Raw genomic sequence first — 24,795 nt, 5'->3', positions numbered from 1 at the left:
TGTACGGAAGGGGAAGGGCGGGGACGTCAGGTGAAGTGGCGGTCCAACCGCCAGCGCGGGCGCGGCAGTTCGGTGCGGTCGACGACGACCTTGGGTGGCAGCGGCAGGTCGTGGAAGGGGGATTCGTTGGAGTCCATCTGGTAGCCGGCCGTGTTGGGGTAGACCAGTAGGTCGCCGACGCGCGGCCGCCGCCGGAAGGGAACCTTCCGCCAGGTGACCATGTCCGACTCCAGGCAGGTCGCGGCGCCGACGCTGGAGGGATACGTCCCTTCGGTGGCGGCCGGGTCCGCGGTGCCGCCCGTCTCCTCGGCGCCCCCGCGGGGAACCAGCACCGGGTCGGGCAGGTACTCGCTGGCGAACCACTGCTCCGACAGGCTCAGGCTGCTCCCGTCGACGGTCAGCAGCCGGTAGCCCGCCCGCTCCTTGACGCCCTGCACGCGGAACACCGTCCCGCCCGCGCGGTCGAGCAGCGCCCGGCCCGGTTCGAGCAGCAGGCGTACGCCCGCGTCTTGGAGCACGGAGGCCAGCGCGCGCCCCCCGGTGCGATGCGCCAGCAGCGCCCGGAGCGCGTCCGCGCCCGCGACGGGCGAGTGGTACGGATAGAAGTCGCCGTCCTCGAACGACTTGCGCGCGTGGAAGTGCCCGTCGTGCCGCGCGGCGAGGAAGGCCCGCCAGTCGTCGGCGCCGACGTAACTGATCGGCAGCCCTCCGCCGATGCTGACGCGGTCGGCGTGCAGTCCCAAGGCCCGTGCCTTGACGCACAGTTCGGCGAGCGAGGCCGCAAACTCCGCGCGCGCCGCCACGTCGTATCCGGAGAGGTGGAAGCTGAAGCCCTCCATGCGCAGGACGGTCTCGCCCGCGTGCGCGCAACGGTCCATGGCCGTGGCCAGCTCGGCCTCGGTCAGGCCGAAGCGGCTGTGCGACTGGCCGGGGGGCAGGGCGCGCAGCAGGACGCGGGCGGGCCGCGTCGCAGGGCCGGCGCCCTCGTCGGCCACGAGGGAGAGGAGCGCGTCGAGTTCGTCCAGCGCGTCCACGGCGATGAGCGCGCCCTGGCGCACGGCGAGCCGCAGCAGGTCGTGCGCCTTGGCGGGTCCGGTGACCACGAGGTGCTCGCCGGGTACGCCGTGACCGAGCGCCTCCCGCAGTTCCCCGAGGGAGGCGACGTCGACGCCCGCGCCCTGGGCCGCGCACCGCTCGATCCACACGGCGGCCTTGTTGGCCTTCTTCGCGTAGTACACGAACCCGGCGACTCCCGCGTCCTCCAACGCCCCGCGCATCGCACGCAGGTTGGCGTCGAACGCGTCCGGCAGCAGGAAGTGGAAGGGTCCGCCGAAGGCGTAGGAAAGCTCCTCGACGAGCCCGGAGGCCAGCACGGAGTCGGTGGCGGGGTCCGGCAGTGCGGGCAGCCCCGCGGAGACCTCCGCCCGGCTCACCGCCACACCGCCACCTCGGTCCCGAGGCCCTGCTCCAGCGCGAGCTGTGCGAAGCGGTGCCCCAGGGCGATGTCCGTGACGACCAGACCGCTGTTGTACGCGAAGATCCGCTCCTCGGCGCCGGTGCGACCGGCCGCGGCGCCCGCGAGCACCGGGGGGAACTCCGTGTCCACCGCGGGCAGTTTGCCCTCGGCGTCGGCCATGTCCGTCCCGGTGACGTTCATCTGCGCCTCGCTCGTGGCGACGACGCGGTCGGCCCGGTGCAGGGTCGAGGGGGCGAGGCCGTGGCCGACCAGGATGGAGAGGGCGCCCGGCTTCAGCCAGTCCGCCTCGATCGCCGCGGGGGTGTGTCCGCCCGCGGTGGCGACGATGACGTCGGCGTCCCCGGCGGCGGCGCGCAGGTCCTCGACCAGTTCCACCTCGTGTCCGGGGAAGTGCCGGTGCAGCTCGTCGCGTACCGCCTGGATGCCCTCGGGATGGGTGCCGGACAGCATCAGCCGCTCCAGGCCGGGCAGCGCGGTCAGCAGGAACGGCAGCGCCAGTCGCCCCTGCGTCCCGGTCCCGACGACCAGGGCGCTGCGGGCGCCCGGCGCGGCCAGCTCGCGGGCGAGCAGCGCGGAGACGGCCGGGGTGCGCAGCGAGCCGATGCGGGAGCAGTCCATCATCGCCACCGGCAGTCCGGTCACGTCGTCGTAGAGCGTGAGCGAGGTGTAGTAGTGTTGCTCCTCGCGCCCCTTGTCCAGGCCGTGCTTGTACGAGGTCTTGATGGCGACGACGTCGCGGGAGCCGTCACGGCCGAGCATCGCGTACGAGACGGAGTGCCCGTCCTTCGGCTTCACGGTGAGCTTGCGCGGGTTGTCCGACTCCCCGGCGTACAGCGTGCGGTAGGCGCCCTCGACGGTCGCGATCACGTCGGAGAGGGAGATGTCGATGCCGGCGAGGTCGCTGGTCGACAGGATCCGCAGATGCTGGTCGTCGCCGGAGGTCCGGGGCTCGGCGGGGCTGCCGGGTATTCGGTCCTCGGTGGGGCTGGGCGGGGTACTGCCGGTCATGATGTCCGTTCCTTCCGTTCCGTGGGGGCGCGTTCAGGCGGCGTGCGCTTCGAGCGCCGCCTGACCGTAACCGTGCTCGTCGGCCTCGGCCAAGGGGCGTCCGCGCCGCCCGGGCACCCGCACGGAGGCCCGCTTGAGCCAGCGGTCGGTCCCGTCGTAGCGCGCCTTGAAGGGCACCCGGCCGTGCACGACCAGGTCGTTGTCGACGACGAGGACCTCCCCCGGGTCGAGGCTGACCGCGACGGAGACACGGGCGAGTTCGTCCTCAAGGCGCTGGTACGCGGCCCGGTACTCCTCGTCCGCCTGGTCGAGGGGCGTGTACGCGGGGTCGAAGCGCAGGGTGAGCCCGTCCTCGGCGGCGAAGAGCGTGGGCACGGGCGGGGGAGCGGCGTCGGCGTAGCCCTGGGCCTCGGCGTAGGCGTCGTCGGGCAGGATCGGCAGGGCGGGCCGGGAGAGCAGCTCCACGTCCTCATCGGTGAGCCGGACCTTGCGGACGCTGGCCGCGGTGGTCGCGATGCGGTCGTGGTTGCGCATGCAGCCGAGCATCAGCAGATGCGCGCGGCCGGGGTGGAAGGCGTCCTCGGTGTGCGGGCTGAGGAGCACCGCGCTGCTCGCGCCGGTCTGCTCGGACTCATGACCGGGCGAGGGCACGATGTTGTGCACGAACCTGCCGTCCTGCTGGCCCTGCCAGGCGATGGGGTTGCCCATCACGCTGGCCAGCAGCAGGAGCACGATGTCGTGCACGGCTCCGCTGTCGCCCGCGTGGGCCCAGCCGGGCGGGGTCGGCCCCACCTGGGCGTCGTCGACCTCCAGGCCGCGCAGGACGAAGAGGCCGTCGTCGGTGTCGACGGGGCGGCAGTGGTGGCGCAGGGCGGCGCCGAACTCCGCCGCCGACTCCTCAACTCGTGCGAGAAGCCGGGGAGATGTCGCGGAAGTGCCGAATTCGCCGAGAATCTTCTCGGCTGCGGTGCGCAGCTCGCCCACGGAGTGGGGATCGAGCTGGCGGACAGGTGCGGCTGCGGCCGTGCTCATCGCGAAATTAGTCCGTTTCCGTCGAGTTGGTGGAGGAATCCGGGCGTGCGATCACCGGTGACGAGTCGAACGCTAGCAGTAAACTTAGGTAAGGCAAACCTTCCTGATTTATGGTTGAACCATCTCCTACCGGACGGCAAGTGGGAGGGCAGGGGGCGCACTTGGCGGCGTGCGCGGGGTTGCGCAGACACGGCCCATTAGGGTAGGCAACCCTAAGATTTTCCGATCGTATTTCTGCTTCGATACGCGCTTCGATCGTGCTTCGACACGTACTTCGATCGCGCTTCGACAGGCCGCTCTGAACTGGAACGAGGACGTACGTGGACATCACCAGGCGCCAAGTGCTGTGGGCCGGCGGGGCATTGGGCACGGCGACACTGCTCACCGCGTGCTCGGGGGGCGACGACACCTCGTCCAAGGCGGGCGGCGGAGGCAAGCCCCGCAAGGGCGGCACCCTGCGCGTCGGAGCCCTCGGCCGGGCCTCGGCGATCACCCGGGACCCGCACGGCACCCAGGCCAACGAGAGCGACTACCTCATCATCGCCCTCGTGTACGACACCCTGACCGCGCCCGGCGCCAAGGACAACACCGCCGCGCGCCTCGCGGCCAGTTGGAAGCCGTCCGCCGATCTGAAGACCTGGCGCTTCAAGATCGCCGAGGGCGCCGAGTTCCACGACGGCACCCCCGTCACCGCCGACGACGTCGTCTGGTCCCTCAAGCGCCTGCGCGGCACGCCCTCCGGGGCCTCCCGGCTGCCCGGCATCAAGGCCGAGAACATCAAGGCCGAGGGCAAGGACACCGTCGTCCTCGTCTCCGACTACGCCAACGCCGAACTGCCCCTGCTCACCCGCCTGTCCACCTTCGTACTGAAGAAGGACACCAAGGAGAAGGACCTCGGCAAGGCGCCCGGCACCGGCCCCTTCAAGCTCGACTGGTTCCGCTCCGGCAACGCGCGCCTCGTCCGCAACGACAAGTGGCACGGCGGCGAAGTGCTCCTCGACGCCATCGAGGTCAAGATCTTCGAGTCCCCGCAGGCCATGTCCAACGCCCTGCTCGCCGGCCAGATCGACCTCGCCTCCAACGTCGGCGCGGTCGCCGCCCGCACCGCCGAGAAGCGCAGCGACATCCAGGTCGTGCGCCGCCCCGACGACATGGCGATGCCGATCATCATGCGCGCGGGCGACGGCCCCTTCGCCGACCCCAAGGTCCGTGAGGCGCTGCGCCTCGCCGTCGACCGCAAGGCCATGGTCAAGCAGGTCCTGTCCGGCTACGGCACCGTCGGCAACGACATCATGGGCACCGGCGACCCCGCCTACGAGTCGGGCATCCCGCAGCGCGCACGCGACCTCGCCAAGGCCAAGTCCCTCCTGAAGGAAGCGGACTTCGACACCTCCAAGACGTACAAGCTGATGACGACCGAGGACGTCCCGGGCCTCGCCGAGTCCGCGACGCTCTTCGCGAGCCAGGTCCGCGAGGCGGGCGTGAAGGTCCAGGTCGTCAAGCAGGAGTCCGCCACCTTCTACGACAAGACGTGGCTCAAGGCCGACCTGTACACGACCTACTGGGGCACCAACGACTCGGTGCTCTTCTTCGCCAGCAAGACCATGGAGTCCAAGTCCGCGCAGAACGAGGCGGCCTGGAAGAGCAAGGAGTTCGACGCCGCCTACCGCGAGGCCATCGGCGGCAAGGACGCGGCCGCGCGCGCCAAGGCCCTCAAGAAGGTCCAGCAGATCCAGCACGACGACTCCGGTTACCTGCTGTGGGGCGTCGCCGAGGGCATCGACCTCGCCGCGGCCCCCGTGCACGGCCTGCCCAAGCTGCCCGGCTACGGACGCGTCCAGCTCGAGCGGGCATGGCTGGCCCGCTGAGCGGCACGGTGAGCGAGCGGGTCGCGGGTCCTCGCCCGCGGCCCGCCGGTCCCGCGCTCTCCGGGACCCTGCGCCTGGCCGGGCTGCTCGCCCGCCGGGCGCTGCTGCTCGCCGTCCTGCTCGTCACCGTCTTCGTCGCCGTCGAACTCCTGCCGGGCGACGCCGCCAACGCCACATCGGAGCGCGGCGAGAGCGCCGCCGACCTGGCGCGCCGCCGCGAACTCCTCGGCCTGGACCGGCCCGTCCTCACCCGCTTCTGGGAGTGGATGACCGGCCTGCCCACCGGCGACTTCGGCACGTCCGCGCGCGGCGAGCCCATCGCCGACATCCTCTCCAAGCCGCTGCCCAACACCCTGCTGCTCGGCGGGCTCGCGCTCCTGGTGACCCTCGCCCTCTCGCTCGCGCTCGGCTGCTGGGCCGCGCTCAAGCCGGGCGGTGCCACGGACCGGGCCGTCTCCGCGACCGCCACCGGGATCCTCGCGCTGCCGGAGTTCGTCGTCGCCGTCGCGCTCGTCCTGGTGTTCGCGCTCTGGACCGACCTGCTGCCCGCGGTCACCCTCACCGACGCCGACGGCTCGCCCGCCTCCTGGCGGATGCTGATCCTGCCCGTCCTCGCCCTCGCGATCCCGCAGATCGGCTGGAACGTCCGCATCGTGCGCGCCGCCCTCGCCGACGAGGCCAAGGCGCCGCACGTGGAGAGCGCCGTCATCGACGGGCTGCCCCGCCACCGCGTCTTCACCCACCACCTGCTGCCGGGCGCGCTGCCCACCATCGCCGCGGGCATCGCCACCTCCACCGGCATGCTGCTCGGCGGTGCCGTCGTGGTGGAGACCATCTTCAACTACCCGGGCATCGGCTCGGTCCTCGCGGGCGCCGTCACCGACCGCGACGGCCCCCTCGTCGCCGGCGTCGTCGCCGTCACCGGAGCCGTCATCACCGGCGTGCTGCTCCTCGCCGACCTCGTACGTTCCTGGGCTTCGGGAGGCCGAACATGACCGCGCCCCTCACCCTGGCGAAGCGGGCCGCACGCCGCCTCCCGCGCCGCGGCGTCGTCCTGCGCGTCCTGCCCGCCCTGCTGCTCGTCGCCCTCGCCTTCGCCGGGCCCTGGCTCGCGCCGCACGCCATCGACACCCCCGTCACCGCCCCCTACGCCGAACCGGGCGGGGAGGCGGCGCTCGGCGGTGACCAGCTCGGCCGCGACGTCCTGAGCCGCCTGCTCGCCGGCGGCCGCGAACTCATCGCCACCTCCCTGCTGGTGGCCGCCCTGGTGACCGGCGCCGCCGCGTTCCTCGGCGCCCTCGGCGCGCTGCGCCCCGCCGTCGGGCGCGTCGTCGAACGCTGCGCGGACATCCTCATGCTGCTGCCCGCCGTCCTCGGCATCCTGCTCATCGCGCTGTCCTGGCCGGGCGGCGGACGGTTCGCCGTCATCGCGGCCGCCGTGGTGATGGGCGTGCCCTACGCCGTACGCCTGGTCGCGGGCGCCGCCGCGCCGGTCGCCGCCTCCGGGTACATCGAGGCCGCGGCGGTCGGCGGGGAACGCCTGTGGCACCTCGTCGTACGCGAGGTCCTGCCCAATCTGCGGGCCACGCTGCTCGCCCTCTTCGGCCTGCGCTTCGTCGCCGCCGTCTACATCGTGGCGACGGCCGGTTTCCTCCAGGTGGGCCCGCAACCACCCGCCGCGGACTGGGCACTGATGATCCGCGAGAACTCCGGCGGAATCGTCCTGAACCCCTGGGCGGTCCTCGCCCCCTCCCTCGCCATCGGCCTCCTCGCCATGAGCGTCAACCTCGCGGCGTCGGCGCTGGTGCCGCGCTCCGGAAGGAGAGAGGTGACCGCGCTGTGAAGCGGGAGCCCTCCTGGGCGAAGCAAGAGCCCGTCTTCCCGGAGCGGGAGCCCGCCTCCGCGAAGCAAGAGCCCGTCTCCGCGATGCAAGAGCCCGCGATGACCCAGGGGGTCGCCTCGTGAACCACATGCCCGACTGGTATCCGAAGGGGCAGATCCCCTCCTCCGGGGCGGCGGTGCGCGTCGACGGACTGAGCGTGGCCGCCGCCGACGGACGGCTCCTCCTGGAGGGCGGCGGCATGGAGGTGCGGCCCGGCCGCGTCACCGCGCTCGTCGGGCCCTCGGGGTCCGGCAAGACCACCCTCCTGCGGGCCGTCGCCGGGGTCCTGCCGCCCGGCGCCCGGCGCACCGCGGGCACGGTCGAGGTGCTCGGCCAGGACCCCCTGGCCCTCGGCGCCGCCGACCTGCGCGCCCTGCGCCGCCACCGCCTCGCCTACCTCGGCCAGGACCCCGGCTCCGGGCTCAACCCCCGCATGAAGGTGCGCCGCCTCATCGCGGAGGTCGCCGTCGACCGCGGCGCCGAGGCCTTGCGCGCCCAGCTGGAGGAGGTACGGCTCCCTCTCGGCCAGGGGCTGGAGAACCGGCGCACGGGCGAGCTGTCCGGCGGCCAGCAGCGCCGCGTCGCCCTCGCCAGGGCCCTCGCCCGCCGCCCCGCCGTCCTCCTCCTCGACGAGCCCACCGCGGGCCTCGACCCGGAGGTGCGGGACGAGATCGCCGAACTGCTGCGGCACCTGGCGGCCCACCACCGCCTCGCGGTCGCCCTCTCCTGCCACGACACCGACCTCGTCACCCGCCTGGCGGACGACGTCGTCGACCTGTCCGCCGCCGGCGCGCCGCCCCTGCCCCTGCCCCTGCCCGCGCCCCGCCCCCGTACGGCCGAGGCCCGACCCCCCGCGGACGGCACCCCGAAGCTCGCCGTCGCCGGACTGTGCGCGTCCTTCACCCACCGCGGCCGCGCCGTCCCCGTCCTGCACGACGTCGGCCTCACCGTCACCGCCGGATCCAGCACGGGCATCGTCGGCGCCTCCGGATCCGGCAAGACCACGCTCGTACGCGCCGTCGTCGGGCTGCACCGGCCCGCCGACGGAACCGTCACGCTCGACGGCGTACGCCTGCACCCCGCCGCGCACGGCCGCACCCGCGCCCAGCGCCGCGCGCTCCAGCTCGTGCCGCAGGACCCGCTCGGCACCCTCAACCCCAGCCGGACGGTGGGCGAGACCCTCGGCCGGCCGCTGCGGCTGCACGGCCGCGCCCCGCGCGCCGAGGTCCCCGGGCGCGTCCTGGAGCTTCTGGAGAGCGTGGGCCTGCCCGCGAACTTCGCCGACCGCTACCCCCACGAACTCTCCGGTGGGCAGCGGCAGCGCGCCTCCATAGCCAGGGCGCTCGCGGCCGACCCCGACGTCCTGGTCTGCGACGAGGTCACCTCGGCCCTGGACGACAGGACCGCGGGGGCGGTGATGGACCTCCTCGAAGAGCTGCGGGAGAGCCGCGCCCTCGCCCTCGTCCTCATCAGCCACGACCTGCGGCTGGTGGCGAGCCGCACGGACGCGCTGCTGGTCCTCTCCGACGGGCGGGCCGTGGAGTCCGGCGCGACCGAGCGGATCCTCGCGGGCGTGGCGGGGGCCGCGGACGTACGTTTGCCAGGGGAGAGGCCGGTGTGACAGGTTTCCGGTCCTGAGCATGGGCATGGTGCTCCTCGTCGAAGCGCGCTTCGTGTCCCGGCGCCCGCGACCACGAGGAGACCCCGATGCCCCGCATCGAGTGGACCGAGAACGACAACACCCCCACCCAGTACGCCCGTTGGCACTCCGAAAGCGACGCGGCCGCGCCCCGCCGGGTCGTCGTCGCCGACGACCGGACGAAGGCCGACGCCGCCCACCGCCTCGCCTGCGAGGGCACCGCGCTGCTCTGGCGCGGCGACTTCCACGGCGCCCGGCAACTGCTCGCCGCCCTGGCACGCCGCGTCGACAGGAAGCCCGCGCCGCCGGGCGCCACCCCCGCCGACGGCTTCCACCTGCACCGGCGGGCCCGCGGCCACCGCGCCCGAGTGCTCGGCATGCTGCTCGTGCACCTCGACGAGGAGTACGCCCTGACGCTGCGCAGGGCGCCCGACGTCCGGGCCGCCTGCCGGGAGGCGTACGGGCCGCCCGACGGCCCGATGGTGGTCTCCCTGCGGGAACTCCTCGGCGTCATCGGCGCCCACGAATGGCGGACGAAGGGCGTGGAGGTGCCCGCCCTCGGCGGCGACCGCATCCACCCCCACTACGGCGTGTTCTCGCCGGTCAGAGGAGAGTACGTCGACCTGGTGGCGCACGCCCCGCTGCCGCCCGCCGCGCCGCGCACGGCGTTCGACATCGGCACCGGAACGGGCGTCCTCGCCGCGGTGCTCGCCCGGCGCGGGTTCGACCGGGTCGTGGCCACCGACATCAACCCGCGTGCCCTCGCCTGCGCACGCGACAACGTCCGGCGCCTCGGCCTCGACGAGCGGGTGGACGTGGTCGACACCGGGCTCTTCCCGGCGGGCCGCGCCGCGCTCGTGGTGTGCAACCCGCCGTGGCTGCCCGCCCGCCCGGCCTCCGCCGTCGAGCAGGGCGTGTACGACCAGGGCAGCGCGATGCTGCGCGGCTTCCTGGCCGGGCTCGCGGAACACCTGGAGCCGGGCGGCGAAGGCTGGCTCGTCCTCTCGGACCTGGCGGAGCACCTCCAACTGCGCTCGCGCGCCGACCTGTTGGCGCTCTTCGACGCGGCGGGCCTGCGGGTCGCCGACCGGCTCGACACCGTCCCCCGCCACCCGCGCGCCGCGGACACCACCGACCCGCTGCACGCGGCCCGCGCGGCCGAGGTCACGTCGCTGTGGAGGCTGGCGCCCCGCTGACCCCGCGGCCCTCGCTCATTCCCTGACTGGCTCCCCGGCCGACTCTCCTGCTGGGCCCCACCGTTATGGAGCAACTGCTTCAGAATGTGTTAGCGTCCTCACTCGTCAGTTATGAAGCAGTTGCTTCAAAAAGGTCTCGGCGCGTCGGAGGACGTTTCCATGCCACCTGCGGTGTACATAGTGGGGCTCGGTATCTTCACCCAGGGCACCTCGGAGTTCATGCTGTCCGGCCTGTTGCCGGGCATGGCCGACGACTTGGGGGTGTCGATCCCGGACGCCGGACTGCTCATCTCGGCCTTCGCCGTCGGCATGGTCGTCGGCGCGCCGCTGCTCGCCGTCGCCACGCTCGGCTGGCCGCGCCGCACGGCGCTCGTCTCCGTCCAGGCCGCCTTCGTCGCGGCCCACGTGGTGGGCGCCCTCGCGCCCGGCTACACCGTCCTGTTCGTCTCACGCATCGTCAGCGCCCTTGCCTACGCCGGGTATTGGGGCGTCTCCGTCGCCACCGTGGTGGCGCTCGTGCCGGCGGCGGCCAAGGCGCGGGCGATCGCCGTGGTGGGGTGCGGGCTGACGCTCGCCACCATCGTCGGCGTCCCCGCGGGCACGGTCCTCAGCCAGTACTCCGACTGGCGTGCCGCCTTCTGGGCGGTGGCCGCGGCGACCGTGGTGAGCCTGGTGGGCACGCTGCTCGTGGTCCCCGGCGGCCGCGGCGAGGGCGAGCGCCTGTCGGTCAGGGCCGAACTGCGGGGCATGGCACGGCCGCAGCTGTGGCTCTCGTACGCCATCACGGCCTTCGCCTTCGGGGCGGTCATCGTCACCTTCAGCTATCTGGCGTCACTCCTGACGGAGGTCAGCGGCGTCGCCGAGGGGTGGGTGCCCGCCATGCTCGCCCTCTTCGGCGTCGGCGGCATGGTCGGCATCGTGATCGGCGGACGCACGGCCGAGGCGCGGCCGCTGGGCACGCTCGGCGTCGGGCTCGGCGGGCTCGCCCTGTTCTCCGCGCTGCTCGCCCTCGCGGCGCACGTGACGACCGTGGTGATCGCCCTGGTCTTCCTGCTCGGCCTCGTCGGCTACGTCACCAACCCGGCGTTGCAGTCCCGGGTGTTCACCCTGGCGCCGGGCGCCCCGACGCTCGTCGGCGCGACCAACACGGCCGCGTTCAACGTCGGCAACACCGTGGCCCCGCTGCTCGGCGGCCTGACCATCGACGCCGGGTTCGGCTACGCCTCGGTGGCCTGGGTCGGGGCCGCGCTGGCCGCGGCGGGTGTCGCCGGTGTGCTGTGGGCGGCGTACCTCCAGCGCTCGGGGCCGAAGCGGGTGCCGACGCCGGGCTCTCGTACGACCGTGATCACCCGCGAGACCGCCAAGGCGGAGGCGTGAGCACCGGCGCGCGGGAGGACCTCGTCACCGGCATGACCCACCAGGGCGCCAGGTTTTGTGAGAACGTTCCAAAACGTTTACTGTAGGGCCATGGCCAGGCCACGAGAGTTCAGCGAGGACCGCGTCGTCACCGCGGCCATGGAGACGTTCTGGCGCCACGGGTACGAGGGCACCTCGACCCGGGACCTGTGCGACAGCACGGGCCTCGGCCCCTCCAGCCTCTACAACACCTTCGGCGGCAAGCGGCAGCTCTACCTCCGCGCCCTCGGGCACTACTACGACACCGCCACCGCCGAGCAGGTCGAGATCCTGCGCGGCCCCGGCCCGGCGAAGGAGCGGCTGCGCGCGATGATGCTCCACGCCCTCGACGCCGACCTCGACCCGGCGGACGCGCGCGGCTGCTTCGCGATCAATGCCGCCGTCGAGGCCGCCGGGCCCGACCCGGAGGTCAAGGAGGCGGTGCGGCGCAGCTTCGACCGGGTCGAGGACGAACTGTGCGCGGTCGTGGAGGAGGGCCGGCGGGCCGGGGAGATCCGTTCCACGGGTGACGCGCGGACGGTGGCCCGCCGGGTGCAGAGCGCCTACTACGGACTGCGCGTCCTCAGCCGCGTACACGACGACCGGGAGGTCCTGCTCGCCACGGTGGAGGGCGCGCTCGCCGATCTGTGAGGACCCGCGGCGCGCTCACGTACCGCTCACGCGTCACCCGGGTCCGTTTATCGGCTGTTGATCGCCTCGCCGGACGCTTCGCTGGTCCAAGTCCGTAGTGAACCAACGGAATTGACCGGAGGTATGTGCATGAAGATGATCCGCTCGCTCAAGAAGAAGATCACCGGAGAGAAGAGCCTGAAGGCGTACGCCTGGTACCACTGGTACTAAACCGGCGAATCGTCCCTCTGTGTTCCGTGCGTCCCGTGTCCGGCGTGCCCGAGCGGCCGCCGGGCGCGGGCCCTCCGCCCTGGGAGACCACCGATGCCCCTCTCCGGTACCGACCGGTCCGCCCGCTCCGCCCGGACCACCGTCTTCACGCCGCGGCTCGACGCCCTGCTGCGCGACCACCGCGGCGAGGACGTGTTCCGCCTGGACGCCGACACCGTGGGCGTCGCCGGGCCCGAGCTGACCGACCGGATCCTCGCCGCCCGGCCCGCCACCGAGCACGAGCGCCCGACCTTCAAGCCCCTGCACGGCCGTTCCATCCACCGCACCGAGGCGTCGCACGTCATGCGGGCCATCGGCCGCGACGTACGCGCGGCGCTGCGCGGCCCCGGGCCGGGGGACGCCGACCTCACCGGGGAGTGGCCGCACGTCGGCCACGTCCACCTGCGCGACCTGATCCTCGGCGCCGACCCCTACCGGCTGCGCATCCTCATGGACCGCACCCTGGAGCTGACGCCCAAGCTGACGTGGACGGCCATCGCCATCGGCGCCGCGCTCCCCGGCAGGCCGCGTCCGGGCGCGCCCGTGACGGAGATCGCGAGCCTGACCGCCGAGGCCGCCACCTACAGCGACCGGCGGTACGCGATGGGCCTGTACCGGCGCGCGGCGGCGCCCGTCTGCTTCACCGTCTCCACGCTCGTCGCGAGCGCGTACTGGCTCGGGGCGCCCTTCGACGACGACACCCCGAACGAGCACATCCTGTACGAGGCCATGCGCCTGCTGCCCCCCTCCTGGAACATCCTGCGCAACGCGTCCCCCGAGTACCCGGCGCTCGACGCCCGCATCGGCGCGGGCGACGACGTCCTGCTGCTGCCGCTGCTCAGCCACCGCGATCCGGCGCTCTGGGACGACCCCGACGAGTTCCGCCCCGCACGCTGGGCCGCCCTCGACCCGGACGACCACCCCGGCTACCTCCCCTTCGGCCACGCCTCCGAACGCTGCTGGGGGCGGCACATGGTCATGCCGCTGGCCGGAATGCTGCTCGACCTCCTCCGCGCCGAGGGGCTGACGGTCGACCCCCGGCAGACCACCGCAAGGGTGCCGCTCGCGGGGCTGCTCGGAGTCGACAAGGTGCGGCTCGTACGGCCGTCCTAGGGCCTGTCCGGCGGATCATGCTCGAGCAGGGGGCGCCCCCATCGCGTTGCCGCCCTCCTCCGCCTTGCATCTCGACGCACCAGACCCCGCTCACCAGCGCAGAAAGGTCACCGCCACCCAAGTACGGCCTGATCCGCCGGACAGGCCCTAGGCGGCGCCCCGGCGGGTCGGGGCGCTCTCGGTGGCCGGGCGGCGGAACAGGCCCGTCCAGAGGAACGGCTCGCCGAAGAGCGCGGACTCGGCGGGCTCGTCGCGCATGCGGCGCAGTTCGACCTCCGTCAGGTCCCCGAAGATGTGCCGCAGCGCCCGGTCGTCGTAGGCGATGCCGCCGTGCAGGGCGGACTGCCGGTAGAACTCCGCGTCCGGCAGTTCGGAGCCCATGCCCCCCGCGCCGGCCGCGAAGCAGGTGAGGGCGAAGTGGCCGCCGGGGGCGAGGACGCGGCCCAGGAGGGCGAGGTAGCTGACGCGGCGGTGCGGCGGCAGGTGGTGGAAGCAGCCCGAGTCGTAGACCAGGTCGTACGGACCGGCCAACTCGCCCTGCGTGAGGGCGAAGGCGTCGCCCTGGTGGAACCGTACGGCGGCCCCCGTCGAGCGGGCGCGGTCCTGGCCCCAGGCGAGCGCGGCCGGTGACAGGTCGACGGCGTCCACCTCGAAGCCGAGCGAGGCGAGATGGAGGGCGTTGCGGCCGGGCCCGCAGCCGAGGTCGAGCGCGCGGCCCGGTGCGATGAGGCCCCGCTCGGCGTACGAGACGAGGTTTTCGTCCGGCTTCGCCACGAAGAACGGCACGGGCCTGGAGCGGTCGGCGTAGAAGTCGTCCCACCAGGCCGCGCCGCCGGCCGTCCAGCGGTCGGCCTCCGGTGCGAACAGGCCGTCCAGGAGGTTCAGCACGTCGTCGGTCGTGCGGATGTCGCGATCCATCAACTCCCCTTTTCCGAGGGGGCGATGGTAGGGCGGGGACCGATGAAAGCCCAGGTCGGGCCGGGTGCGAGACATGCTGTGCGGGGCCGTTCACGGGCATCCGGCGGGCCCGTGCGCGGATGCCGGACGACTCCCTCCGCCCCCCGGCGCAAGAAGCGCCCGCACCCCCTGCGAGAGGCCGCACGGGGCCTTCCAGGGGCGCCGCCGGACGGGATTTTCCCGCCCGGTCCCACAACGTGTTCACGCGGAGTATCCCCAGAAGTAATCCCAGCTGGTTGGATGTGCGGGCGCCGGATCAACGGTCACTTCCGGCCACCCGGAACAGGCTGCAACAGCCCCCCACCGTCAGGAGTTTCAGTGCCGCACTCAGCGCCGCGCAGGACCCGGGCGGCGGCGATCACCGCCGTGCTCGCCGCCGCCACGCTCGCCGCCGTCACCCCGTCCGCGACCGCCGCCGACGCCTCCGCCGCGACGCCCTCGCTCAAGGTGCTCACGTACAACACGTTCCTGTTCAGCAAGACGCTCTACCCGAACTGGGGCCAGGACCACCGCGCCAAGGCCATACCGGCGGCGGACTTCTTCCAGGGGCAGGACGTCGTCGTCCTCCAGGAGGCGTTCGACAACTCCTCGTCCGAGGCGCTGCTGGCCGGGGCCAAGAGCCGCTACCCGTACCAGACCCCGGTGATGGGCCGCGGCAAGAGCGGCTGGGACGCCACCGGCGGCGCCTACTCCTCGGTGACACCGGAGGACGGCGGCGTGACGGTCCTCAGCAAGTGGCCGGTCGTGCGCAAGGAGCAGTACGTCTACAAGGACGCGTGCGGCGCCGACTCGTACTCCAACAAGGGCTTCGTCTACGCCGTGCTGGACGTGAACGGCACCAGGGCGCACGTGGTGGGGACGCACGCCCAGTCCACCGACCCGGGCTGCGGCAGCGGCGAGGCGGCCGCCACGCGCGCGAAGCAGTTCAAGGAGATGGACGCCTTCCTCGACGCCAAGAACATCCCGGCCGCCGAACAGGTCATCGTGGCGGGCGACTTCAACGTCGACTCGCACAGCGCCGAGTACGCCTCGATGCTCGCCGACGGAGGCCTCGCCCCCGCCGACGCCCGCACCGGCCACCCGTACTCCTTCGACACCCGGGACAACTCGATCGCCTCCGAGCGCTACCCCGACGACCCGCGCGAGGACCTCGACTACGTCCTGCACCGCAAGGGCCACGCACGCCCCGCCACCTGGCACAACGACGTGATCAAGGAACAGAGCGCGCCCTGGACGGTCTCCAGCTGGGGCAAGAAGTACACGTACACGAACCTGTCGGACCACTACCCCGTGACGGGGTCCTAGTACGTCGGCCGCTACCTGTGCCAGGGCCCGGTCACGGCGAACGTCGTGCCGGGCGTGTAGCAGTTGACGTACATCGTGGCGTGGTCGGGGGAGAAGGCGACGCCCGCGAACTCGCCCCACTCGGGCTTCTCGGGGGTGCCGATGTTCTGGCGGTTGCCGGCCATCGGGTAGACCTCGCCGCGCCGGGTCACGCCGTAGACGTGCTGGGCGCCGTCGCCGTCCTCGCAGACCATCAGGCCGCCGGTGGGTGCGAGGCAGATGTTGTCGGGGGACTCGCCGGGCAGCTGGATGTCCGTGCTCGGGCCGAAGACGATCACCAGGGTGAGGCGGCGCGCGGCCGGGTCGTACCGCCAGATCTGGCCGAAGTGGTCGCCCGCCGAGCCCTCCGCCTTGCGCGCGAAGGACGACACGAAGTAGACGGACGAACCACCCCAGTAGCAGCCCTCCAGCTTCTGCGCGTGCGTGATGCCCTTCGGGCCGAAGTCCTGGTGGCGGATGGGCGTCTGGGTGGCCAGCGGGTCCGGTACGTCGACCCACTCGACACCGTCGAAGCTCGCGCCCGTCTTCTGGATCGAGGACAGGTCCGGTACGCCCGGCACGCGCATCGCCTGGAGTCTGCCGCCCGCGCGCAGCGAACCGCGGCCGCCCCCGGGCTTCTTGGGCAGGAAGCGGTAGAAGAGGCCGAAGGGCTTCTGGAAGGCGTCCTCGGTCTCGTAGACGATGCCGCGCCCGGGGTCGACGGCGACCGCCTCGTGCTGGAAGCGGCCCATCGCGGTGAGCGGTACGGCGCCGGTGCGGCGCGGGTCCACCGGGTCGACCTCGAAGACGAAGCCGTGGTCCTTGGTGTAGCCGTTCGTGCCGGCCTTGTCCTCGGTCTCCTCGCAGGTGAGCCAGGTGCCCCAAGGGGTCGGCCCGCCCGCGCAGTTCACGGCGGTCCCGGCGATCGCCACGCGCTCGTCCAGGACGTCGTTCCGCCGGTCGAGCGCGAGCGCCGTGCAGCCGCCCTTGGCGGCCGGGTCGTACGTGAGTTCGCCGACCGTCGGCACGCCGATCTTGGCGGTGACGCGGTTCTCGTGGTTGCGCACGAGGTGGACACCGCCGTGCTTGCCGCGGAAGGCGGCCATGCCGTCGTGGTTGCTGGGCACCTTGCCCTCACCCGAACGGAGGTTCTCACCCTCGCGCGAGAGGACCCGGTAGCGGAAACCTTTCGGCAGATCGAGCAGGCCCTTGGGGTCGGGGACGAGGGGGCCGTAACCGGCCCGCCCGTGGGCGGCGGCCGTCCCCGCGAACAGCTCGGAGAGAGCGCCCGTGAAGGCGATTCCCGCGCCCACGGCACCGGTGCGGGCGAGAACCTGACGTCGAGTGGCAGACATGATGGGCAACCTCCTGCTGGCGGACAGGAATGTGACCGGATGTGTGTACCATGCGCCCTGACTAGTGCACGAGACCCTTGGCATCCCGGGCGAGCGCCGTGAGCCGCGAGATCGCCCGGAAGTACTTCTTCCGGTATCCGCCGTTCAGCATCTCCTCGCTGAACAGTTGGTCGAAGGGCACACCGGAGGCCAGTACCGGCACCTCCCGGTCGTACAGCCGGTCGGCGAGCACCACGAGCCGCAGCGCGGTCGACTGGTCCGGCACCGGCGTCACCTCGGTGAGGCAGACGGCCGCGATCCCGTCGGTCAGCGCGCCGTAGCGGCTGGGGTGGACCTTGGCCAGGTGCGCGAGCAGATGCGGGAAGTCGTCGAGCGAGGCGCCCTCGGCCGCGTACGCCGCCTTGGTGACCTGCTCCTGCGAGTACGGCTCCGGAGCCTGGGGCAGACCCCGGTGGCGATAGTCCTCGCCGTCGATGCGCAACGCCTTGAAGTGCGCGGAAAGACCCTGGATCTCCCGCATGAAGTCGGTGGCGGCGAAGCGGCCCTCGCCGAGCTTGCCCGGCAGCGTGTTCGAGGTCGCGGCCAGCGCCACGCCCTGCTCGACCAGCTTCGACAGGAGCGAGGACACCAGCACGGTGTCACCGGGGTCGTCGAGTTCGAATTCGTCGATGCAGAGCAGCCGGTGGTCGCTGAGCGTGCGCACCGTCTGCTGGAAGCCGAGGGCGCCGACCAGGTTCGTCAGCTCGACGAACGTGCCGAACGCCTTCTGCTCGGGCGCCGCGGGCGTCGCGTGCCAGAGGGAGGCGAGGAGGTGGGTCTTGCCGACGCCGTAGCCGCCGTCGAGATAGACGCCGCGCGGCCCGGTCGGGGCCGGGGCCTTCTTCTGGAACCAGCGCTTCCTGCCCGCGCCGGAGGCGTGCGCTCCGCCGAGACCCGCCGCGAACCCGCTCAGGACGCGGACCGCCTCGGTCTGACTCGGCTGGTTCGGGTCCGGGATGTACGTATCGAAGCGGACCGAGTCGAAGCGCGGCGGCGGCACCATCTCGGCGACCAGACGGTCGGCGGGGACGTGGGGCTCGCGGGCGCACAGGGACAGCGGAGCGACTTCGGCTATGGGGCCGGGCCCATGGGCTGCGGTGGAGGACGACACGGTTCCCCACCTTAAGGGGCGTGCAAGACTGCGGATATGCGACGCCTGTTCCCTGTGACCGACCAGACAACCGAGACGAACGCCGCGGACGGACGTGGCGCGAGCACCGAGGCCGCACGGGAGTGGAGCCTCGACGAACTGGCCGAGGCCTACGCCTACCCGGCCGAGACCGCCGCGGGGACGGCCACCTGGCTGCGCGCCAACATGGTGTCCACGCTCGACGGCGCCGCCCAGCACGACGGCCGCTCCCGGCCGATCTCCAACGACACCGACATGCGGATCTTCGGCACCCTGCGCGGGCTCGCCGACGTCGTGGTGGTGGGGGCCGAGACGGTCCGTCTTGAGGGCTATCGTCCGGCACGCGCGCGTGAGGCCTTCGCCGAGCGCAGGGCCGCCGCCGGGCAGACCCCGGCGCCCGCCATCGCGGTCGTCAGTGCGAGCCTCGACCTGGACTTCTCGCTTCCGCTTTTCGCCGAGCCGCCGACCCCGACGCTCGTGGTGACCGGGGCCGCCGCGCCCGCCGACAGGATCGCGGCGGCCGAGCGGGCGGGCGCCGTCGTGGTGATCGCGGGCGAGGGCGCGACCGTGGACCCCGCGCGCGTGGCGCCCGCCCTGGCCGAACGCGGGCTCACCCGGCTGCTCACCGAGGGCGGTCCGCGCCTGCTCGGGCAGCTCGTGGCCGCCAAGGCGCTGGACGAGCTGTGTCTGACGGTCTCGCCGATGCTCACCGCGGGGGACGCGCAGCGGATCGCGGGCGGGCACGCGCTCGCGACGCCCGATGAATTCGTACTGACGTCCGTACTGGAGGAGGCCGGGTTCCTCTTCACCCGATACCGTCGTAGCTGACAATCGGCGGAATCACCCGTTCCGTTTGGCTTCCGCTGGGCACACTAGATCTCGCAGACCCCGTGCGGCCACGGGGCAGGATGGTTTCCGCACGGGCCTCAGTACGGCCTACGGAGGAGAAGGGCGCCTGTCGTGTTCACAAGCGTATTGATGATCGAGAAGGCCCTGACGTCCGCCGACGTGGAGTTCGTCACCACCTTGCACGGGGACGAGCCGGTCACCTTCCACGTGCTGCTCCAGCCCCGGGGCGATCAGGCGGACCGCCTGCTGCGAGCCATCGACGACGTCGCCCTGGGGGAGCTGGACGAGGCGGCGCGCGAAGGAGAGACCCCCGAGGGCAAGGACGCGGCGGCCCTCGGCGAGCAGGCGCTGAGCGTCTCGCTGACAGCGCTGCACGCGGCGGGCTGCGCGGCGCAGGGGCGGCTCATCCAGGACCACCCGCTGGACGCGCTCCAGGCGCTGGTGGACGACGTGGGCGCCGACGAGGTGATCGTGCTGACCGATCCCCACTACGTGGAGGAGTTCTTCCACCGGGACTGGGCCTCGCGGGCGCGGCACAAGGTCGGGGTGCCGGTTCTCAAGCTCTTCTCGCACAGCGAGGCGTGACGCTGCCCGCTGTGGGTGGGCGGTTCTTTGTTGTGCGGGGTCGCTGCCGCTGGGGGGCGGGTCTCTGTCGTGCGGGTTTGTTCGTGGCTGGGCGCGCAGTTCCCCGCGCCCCTTTGGGGCGCATCCCTGCGGGCGCTTTACCGCGGGGCGCTTAGGCTGGGGCCGTTCACACCGTACGAACGCGACACCGTCGCACCACCAGGGGAGACACACGCATGGCACCCGGCCTGCCCCAGTCCATGGCCGACATGGACCGACCGCACTTCATCGGCATCGGCGGCGCCGGAATGTCGGGCATCGCCAAGATCCTGGCCCAGCGCGGCGCCAAGGTCGCGGGCAGCGACGCCCGGGAGTCCGCCACGGCCGACGCGCTGCGCGCGCTCGGCGTCACGGTCCACATCGGGCACGACGCCGCGCACCTCGCCTCCGACGCGACCTGCGTCGTCGTCTCCTCCGCGATCCGCGCCGACAACCCCGAGCTGGCCCGCGCCGCCGAGCTGGGCATCCCCGTCGTCCACCGCTCGGACGCCCTGGCCTCCCTGATGGACGGCCGGCGCCCGATCGCCGTGGCCGGTACGCACGGCAAGACCACGACGACGTCGATGCTCGCCGTCACGCTCGCCACCCTCGGCCTCGACCCGTCGTACGCGATCGGCGGCGACCTGGACGTGCCCGGCTCGAACGCGCTGCACGGCGAGGGCGACATCTTCGTCGCCGAGGCGGATGAAAGCGACCGCAGCTTCCACAAGTACGCGCCCGAGGTCGCCATCGTCCTCAACGTGGAGCTGGACCACCACGCCAACTACGCCTCGATGGACGAGATCTACGAATCCTTCGAGATCTTCGCGGGCAAGGTCGTCCCCGGGGGCACCCTGGTGATCTCCGCGGACCAGCACGGCGCGGTCGAGCTGACCAAGCGCCTGCGGGACCTCGGACAGCTGAAGGTCGTCACGTACGGCGAGTCCGAGGGCGCCGACCTGCGCATCCACAAGATCACAGCGCGTGGTCTGACCAGCGAGGTCACCGTCGTGCTGAACGGCAAGTTCCTCACCTTCCAGGTCTCGGTGCCCGGCCGCCACTACGCGAACAACGCGGTCGCCGCCCTCGCCGCGGGCATCGCCCTCGGCATCCCGGCGCACAACCTCGCCTCCGCGCTCGGCTCCTACACGGGCGTCAAGCGCCGTCTCCAGCTCAAGGGCGAGGCCGCGGGCGTCCAGGTCATCGACTCCTACGCCCACCACCCCACCGAGATGACGGCCGACCTGGAGGCGATGCGCTCCGCCGCCGGCGACTCCCGCATCCTCGTCCTCTTCCAGCCCCACCTCTTCTCGCGCACCCAGGAACTGGGCACCGAGATGGGCCAGGCCCTCGCCCTCGCCGACTCCTCCGTGGTCCTCGACATCTACCCGGCCCGCGAGGACCCGATCCCCGGCATCACCAGCGCCCTGATCATCGACGCGGCCCGCGCGGCGGGCGCCGAGGTGGCGGCCGCCCCGGACAAGGACGCGGCGGTCGCGGCGATCGCGGGAATGGCCGGGCCCGGCGATCTCGTTCTCACCATGGGAGCGGGCGACGTCACGGACCTCGGCCCGCGGATCCTGGCCGAACTGTCCAAGTGAAGGGGACCCCACCCATGTCGTACGACGTCGAGAAGCCGGACGAGCAGTGGCGCGCGGAGCTGACCCCCGCCGAGTACGCGGTACTGCGCCAGGCCGGCACGGAACCGGCCTTCGTGGGTGAGTACACGGACACCAGGACGAAGGGCGTCTACTCCTGTCGCGCGTGCGGGGCGGAGCTGTTCACCTCGGCGGAGAAGTTCGAGTCGCACTGCGGCTGGCCGAGCTTCTTCGACCCGAAGGACACCGACGCGGTCGAACTGATCCAGGACACCTCGCACGGCATGGTCCGCACCGAGGTGCGATGCGCGCGCTGCGGATCGCACCTCGGCCACGTCTTCGAGGGTGAGGGTTACCCCACCCCCACCGACCAGCGGTACTGCATCAACAGCATCTCGCTGCGGCTCACGCCGGACGAGGGCTGAGCCGGCCCGGGGACGGGCTTCAGAACGTCAGCTTCCAGCTGTTGATGTAGCCCGTGTCCTGGGCCGCCACGTCCTGGACGCGGAGTTTCCAGGCGCCGTTCGCGGTCTCGCTGGACGCGTCCACCGTGTACGTCGCGATGATGTTGTCCGCCGAGTCGTCGCCGCTGGAGTTCTTCAGGCGGTACGCGCTGCCGTCGGGGGCCAGGAGGTCGACGACGACGTCGCCGCGCCAGGTGTGGCGGATGTCGACGTCCACCTTGAGGGTGGCCGGGGCGTTGCCCGTGCGGCCGGTCACGTTCACGGTGGAGGTCACCGCGGCGCCGTTGTCCGGGATGGTGACGTCGGTGGTGTTCTCGTAGCTGTCACCGGGCGGGACCGGCGTGTCCGTGCCGAGCTTCCACACCGCATGGGCGATGGCGTCGCTGTTGCGGTCGAGCGCGGTGTCGTTGATGTTCGCCGTGGTGTCGCAGGACGAGTGGTAGCAGCGGTCGAAGGCCTGGCCGGCCGTGCCGCCCCACTTCTGCGCCTGGGCGCTGGTCTTGGCGCGCGAGGCCCCGCTGAACAGGCCGCCGACCGGGATGCCGACGCTCTTGAACGGGGCGTGGTCGGAGCGGCCGTCGCCCTCGGTCTCGATCTCCGTCGGGATGTTCAGACCCGCGTAGTAGTCCTTGAAGGTCTTCTCAATGGTGGGGTCGTCGTCGTAGACGAAGTAGCCGGCGTTCGGCGAGCCGATCATGTCGAAGTTCAGATAGCCGGTGACCTTCGACCGCTCGGCGGCGGGGAGGGTGTTCACGTAGTGGCGGGAGCCGACCAGGCCGACCTCCTCGGCGCCCCACCACGCGAACCGCAGGTGCTTCGTCGGCTTCAGCTGCGCGCGGGAGACCGCGAGCGCGGTCTCCAGGACGCCCGCCGAGCCCGAGGCGTTGTCGTTGATGCCGGCTCCCGAGGAGACGCTGTCGAGGTGGGCGCCCGCCATCAGGACCTTGTCGGGGTCGCCGCCCGGCCAGTCCGCGACCAGGTTGTAGCCGGTGGCACCACCGGACGTGAACTGCTGGACGGTGGTGGTGAATCCGGCCGCGTCCAGCTTTCCCTTCACGTAGTCGATGGAGGCCTTGTAGCCGGGGCGGCCGTGCGCGCGATTGCCGCCGTTGGCCGAGGCTATGGACTGGAACTGGGAGAGGTGCGCCTTGACGTTGGCGAGCGGGATGTCGGGCGCCGCGAGTGCCGGGGCGGGGGCCGAGGGCGCCGAGGGTGCCGAGGGTGCCGCGAGGGCCGTGGGCGCGGCGGCGGCGAGCAGGCCGGCCGCGGCGAAGGCGGCTATGCCCGCGGTCGTGCGTCTCGCAGTCGTGCGTCTCGCGGTGGTGCGTCTCAGGGTGCGGGGCAGCGCGGTGGGGCTGGAGAGTCTCATGTGGGGCTCCGAATTCCGAACAGCGAAGGGGACGGAACGTGCGAGACGCCCCGCGACGCGGGTGCCGCGGGGCGCCTTTGGAGCTGTGCGTTGCCTGATGTTGAGGGCGCGACGATCTGCCGTCAAGAGCGGAAACCGGTCAGAATACGGTCAGCCATGTTCGTATAGCGGACGCCTCTCCGGCGGCGTCCGGCCTCAGAAGAAGACCCCGCACCTCAACAGCACATTCGCGTACGGCCGCGCCTCGCCCGTCCGGACCACCAGCCGCGCCTGCGCCGAGAGGCGTTTCAGCTCCTCGTGCGGGACCAGCTCCAGCGCGGGGATGCTCTCCCGCAGCAGCCGCGCCGCCCGCGGGTTCGCCTCCCCGACCTCCCGTGCCGCCGTCGCGCCCTCCACCACCAGCTCGGCGAGCAGACCGTCGAGGACCTCCGCGAAGGCGGGGACCCCGGCGCGGAACGCCAGATCCACCACGCGCGGGCCCGCCGGGATCGGCATGCCCGCGTCGCAGACCAGGACCGTGTGCCCGTGGCCCAACTCGGCCAGCGCGCCCGCCAGATGACGGTTCAGGATGCCCGACTTCCTCACCGGGACGAGACCTCGGGAACGGCCTTGGCAAGCTCCGACGCCGTGGGGTAGGAGCCCTGCGCGCCCTTGCGGGTGACCGCCGCCGCGCCCACGCGGACCGCGTAGGCGGCCGCCGTCGCGAGATCCTCGCCGAGGCCGAGGCGCCAGCCGAGCGCCGCGGTGAAGGCGTCGCCCGCTCCCGTCGTGTCCACCGCGTCGACCTTCGGGCTCGGGACCCGGACGGCGTCGGAGCCGTCCGCGGTGAGCGCGCCCGCCGAACCCAGCGTGATCACCACCGACCGGGGCCCGAGCGCGAGCAGCCCGCGCGCCCACTCCTCCGGGGCGTCTCCCGCGTCCTCGCCGAGGATCACGCGCGCCTCGTGCTCGTTGACCACCAACGGGTCGCAGGCGGCGAGCACCTCGGCGGGCAGCGGCGCGGGCGGCGAGGGGTTCAGGACGAAGCGGGCGCCGGGCCGCAGCGTGCGGACGACCTCGGCGACCGTGTCCAGGGGGATCTCCAGCTGGCTGGAGACCACCCGCGCCGCCGCCAGGAGACCGCTCGCGGCGCGGATGTCCTCCGGAGTCAGGCGGGCGTTGGCACCCGGCGACACCACGATGCTGTTGTCGCCCGACGGGTCGACCGTGATCAGCGCGACGCCGGTGGGCGCGCCGCCCACCAGGACGCCGGCGGTGTCCACCCCGGCCGCGCGCTGCGCGTCCAGCAGGAGCGTGCCGTGCGCGTCGTCGCCCACCCGGGCGAGCAGCGCCGTGCGCGCGCCGAGCCGGGCGGCGGCCACCGCCTGGTTGCCGCCCTTGCCGCCCGGATGGACGGCGAGGTCCGAGCCGAGCACGGTCTCGCCCGGCGCGGGGCGGCGCTCCACCCCGACCACCAGATCGGCGTTGGCGGAACCCACGACGAGCAGTTCGAGGTCCGGGTCGCCCGTGCTGCCGGCGTTGTTGTCGTTCATGTGCTGCTTCCTGCTTTCGTACGGTGATGAGGCGAGGCGGTCGGTGAGGCGAGGGCAGTCGGTGAGG

23 protein-coding genes are annotated in these 24,795 nt (G+C 72.6%); 14 read left to right on the top strand and 9 right to left on the bottom strand.

All coding sequences use genetic code 11. From position 1 onward, the window contains the following. Positions 1-26: 26 nt before the first annotated feature. Genes IG54_RS0109140 through IG54_RS0109130 form a run of 3 tightly spaced genes read right to left on the bottom strand, consistent with a single transcriptional unit; the run spans position 27 to position 3,517 of the window. Positions 27-1,439, bottom strand: a complete 1,413-nt coding sequence (locus IG54_RS0109140; RefSeq protein ID WP_030779719.1) for an amino acid decarboxylase — start codon at positions 1,437-1,439, stop codon at positions 27-29. Further along, positions 1,430-2,485 (bottom strand): ornithine cyclodeaminase, encoded by a 1,056-nt coding sequence (locus IG54_RS0109135; protein ID WP_078593877.1) that lies wholly within the window; start codon positions 2,483-2,485, stop codon positions 1,430-1,432. Before IG54_RS0109135 ends, IG54_RS0109140 begins: the two co-directional genes overlap by 10 nt. A 33-nt stretch (positions 2,486-2,518) precedes the next feature. Next, a complete protein-coding gene (locus tag IG54_RS0109130) occupies positions 2,519-3,517 on the bottom strand; it encodes a TauD/TfdA family dioxygenase (RefSeq protein WP_030779702.1) in 999 nt (332 codons plus the stop codon). Between the two features lie 320 nt (positions 3,518-3,837). Between IG54_RS0109130 and IG54_RS0109125 the strand changes: the two genes are divergently transcribed. From IG54_RS0109125 to IG54_RS0109080, 9 genes are all read left to right on the top strand, one after another. Next, positions 3,838-5,385, top strand: a complete 1,548-nt coding sequence (locus tag IG54_RS0109125) for an ABC transporter substrate-binding protein (protein ID WP_030779699.1) — start codon at positions 3,838-3,840, stop codon at positions 5,383-5,385. Further along, positions 5,370-6,380 (top strand): ABC transporter permease, encoded by a 1,011-nt coding sequence (locus IG54_RS0109120; protein ID WP_030779697.1) that lies wholly within the window; start codon positions 5,370-5,372, stop codon positions 6,378-6,380. The genes IG54_RS0109125 and IG54_RS0109120 overlap by 16 nt, the downstream gene beginning before the upstream one ends. After that, a complete protein-coding gene (locus tag IG54_RS0109115) occupies positions 6,377-7,228 on the top strand; it encodes an ABC transporter permease (RefSeq protein WP_030779694.1) in 852 nt (283 codons plus the stop codon). Before IG54_RS0109120 ends, IG54_RS0109115 begins: the two co-directional genes overlap by 4 nt. A 118-nt stretch (positions 7,229-7,346) precedes the next feature. Further along, positions 7,347-8,888, top strand: coding sequence for an ATP-binding cassette domain-containing protein (locus IG54_RS0109105; RefSeq protein WP_051819381.1), 1,542 nt, complete (start codon positions 7,347-7,349; stop codon positions 8,886-8,888). 86 nt (positions 8,889-8,974) lie between these two features. Continuing rightward, entirely contained in the window at positions 8,975-10,102 is a 1,128-nt protein-coding gene (locus IG54_RS0109100; protein WP_030779690.1) for a methyltransferase, read from the top strand. Positions 10,103-10,261: 159 nt separating this feature from the next. Beyond that, a complete protein-coding gene (locus tag IG54_RS0109095; RefSeq protein WP_051819380.1) occupies positions 10,262-11,479 on the top strand; it encodes a Cmx/CmrA family chloramphenicol efflux MFS transporter in 1,218 nt (405 codons plus the stop codon). 90 nt (positions 11,480-11,569) lie between these two features. Continuing rightward, complete coding sequence (locus tag IG54_RS0109090) at positions 11,570-12,148, top strand: TetR/AcrR family transcriptional regulator (protein WP_030779687.1); 579 nt, start codon at positions 11,570-11,572, stop codon at positions 12,146-12,148. Between the two features lie 111 nt (positions 12,149-12,259). Further along, a complete protein-coding gene (locus IG54_RS42865) occupies positions 12,260-12,358 on the top strand; it encodes a tryptorubin family RiPP precursor (protein ID WP_234336073.1) in 99 nt (32 codons plus the stop codon). A gap of 93 nt (positions 12,359-12,451) precedes the next feature. Then, positions 12,452-13,510 carry a cytochrome P450 gene (locus IG54_RS0109080; RefSeq protein ID WP_030779685.1) on the top strand — a complete coding sequence of 353 codons (1,059 nt, stop codon included), beginning with the start codon at positions 12,452-12,454 and terminating at the stop codon, positions 13,508-13,510. A gap of 147 nt (positions 13,511-13,657) precedes the next feature. Here the strand turns inward: IG54_RS0109080 and IG54_RS0109075 are convergent, their stop codons facing one another. Next, positions 13,658-14,428: a class I SAM-dependent methyltransferase gene (locus tag IG54_RS0109075; RefSeq protein ID WP_030779682.1), complete on the bottom strand. Its 771-nt coding sequence runs from the start codon at positions 14,426-14,428 to the stop codon at positions 13,658-13,660. Positions 14,429-14,785: 357 nt separating this feature from the next. Between IG54_RS0109075 and sph the strand changes: the two genes are divergently transcribed. Next, positions 14,786-15,772, top strand: a complete 987-nt coding sequence (sph, locus tag IG54_RS0109070) for a sphingomyelin phosphodiesterase (RefSeq protein WP_030779679.1) — start codon at positions 14,786-14,788, stop codon at positions 15,770-15,772. 11 nt (positions 15,773-15,783) lie between these two features. On the opposite strand, the gene IG54_RS0109065 is transcribed toward sph, so the two are convergent. Continuing rightward, the gene (locus IG54_RS0109065) at positions 15,784-17,145 is read right to left on the bottom strand and encodes a PhoX family protein (RefSeq protein ID WP_030779675.1); all 1,362 of its coding nucleotides are present in this window, start codon (positions 17,143-17,145) and stop codon (positions 15,784-15,786) included. 61 nt (positions 17,146-17,206) lie between these two features. Next, a complete protein-coding gene (zapE, locus tag IG54_RS0109060; RefSeq protein WP_030779673.1) occupies positions 17,207-18,295 on the bottom strand; it encodes a cell division protein ZapE in 1,089 nt (362 codons plus the stop codon). A 36-nt stretch (positions 18,296-18,331) separates the two neighbouring features. Between zapE and IG54_RS0109055 the strand changes: the two genes are divergently transcribed. From IG54_RS0109055 to msrB, 4 genes are all read left to right on the top strand, one after another. Then, complete coding sequence (locus IG54_RS0109055) at positions 18,332-19,141, top strand: pyrimidine reductase family protein (RefSeq protein WP_030779671.1); 810 nt, start codon at positions 18,332-18,334, stop codon at positions 19,139-19,141. A 132-nt stretch (positions 19,142-19,273) separates the two neighbouring features. After that, complete coding sequence (locus IG54_RS0109050) at positions 19,274-19,747, top strand: hypothetical protein (protein WP_030779668.1); 474 nt, start codon at positions 19,274-19,276, stop codon at positions 19,745-19,747. A 215-nt stretch (positions 19,748-19,962) separates the two neighbouring features. Next, a complete protein-coding gene (gene murC, locus IG54_RS0109045) occupies positions 19,963-21,366 on the top strand; it encodes a UDP-N-acetylmuramate--L-alanine ligase (protein WP_030779665.1) in 1,404 nt (467 codons plus the stop codon). A gap of 14 nt (positions 21,367-21,380) precedes the next feature. Continuing rightward, positions 21,381-21,788 carry a peptide-methionine (R)-S-oxide reductase MsrB gene (msrB, locus tag IG54_RS0109040; RefSeq protein WP_030779662.1) on the top strand — a complete coding sequence of 136 codons (408 nt, stop codon included), beginning with the start codon at positions 21,381-21,383 and terminating at the stop codon, positions 21,786-21,788. A gap of 19 nt (positions 21,789-21,807) precedes the next feature. On the opposite strand, the gene IG54_RS0109035 is transcribed toward msrB, so the two are convergent. The 3 genes from IG54_RS0109035 to IG54_RS0109025 form a co-directional block, all read right to left on the bottom strand. After that, positions 21,808-23,196 carry a M28 family metallopeptidase gene (locus IG54_RS0109035; RefSeq protein WP_078593875.1) on the bottom strand — a complete coding sequence of 463 codons (1,389 nt, stop codon included), beginning with the start codon at positions 23,194-23,196 and terminating at the stop codon, positions 21,808-21,810. Between the two features lie 195 nt (positions 23,197-23,391). Further along, positions 23,392-23,781, bottom strand: coding sequence for a D-ribose pyranase (gene rbsD / locus IG54_RS0109030; RefSeq protein WP_030779657.1), 390 nt, complete (start codon positions 23,779-23,781; stop codon positions 23,392-23,394). Further along, the gene (locus IG54_RS0109025; RefSeq protein WP_030779654.1) at positions 23,778-24,728 is read right to left on the bottom strand and encodes a ribokinase; all 951 of its coding nucleotides are present in this window, start codon (positions 24,726-24,728) and stop codon (positions 23,778-23,780) included. Before IG54_RS0109025 ends, rbsD begins: the two co-directional genes overlap by 4 nt. Positions 24,729-24,795 lie beyond the last annotated feature (67 nt).

Origin of the sequence: Streptomyces sp. NRRL S-920 (genome assembly GCF_000717945.1) — a bacterium.
Taxonomy (GTDB): domain Bacteria; phylum Actinomycetota; class Actinomycetes; order Streptomycetales; family Streptomycetaceae; genus Streptomyces; species Streptomyces alboniger.
Note: the sequence above shows the minus strand (reverse complement) of the source record. Positions and strands in the feature narration are given on the sequence as shown.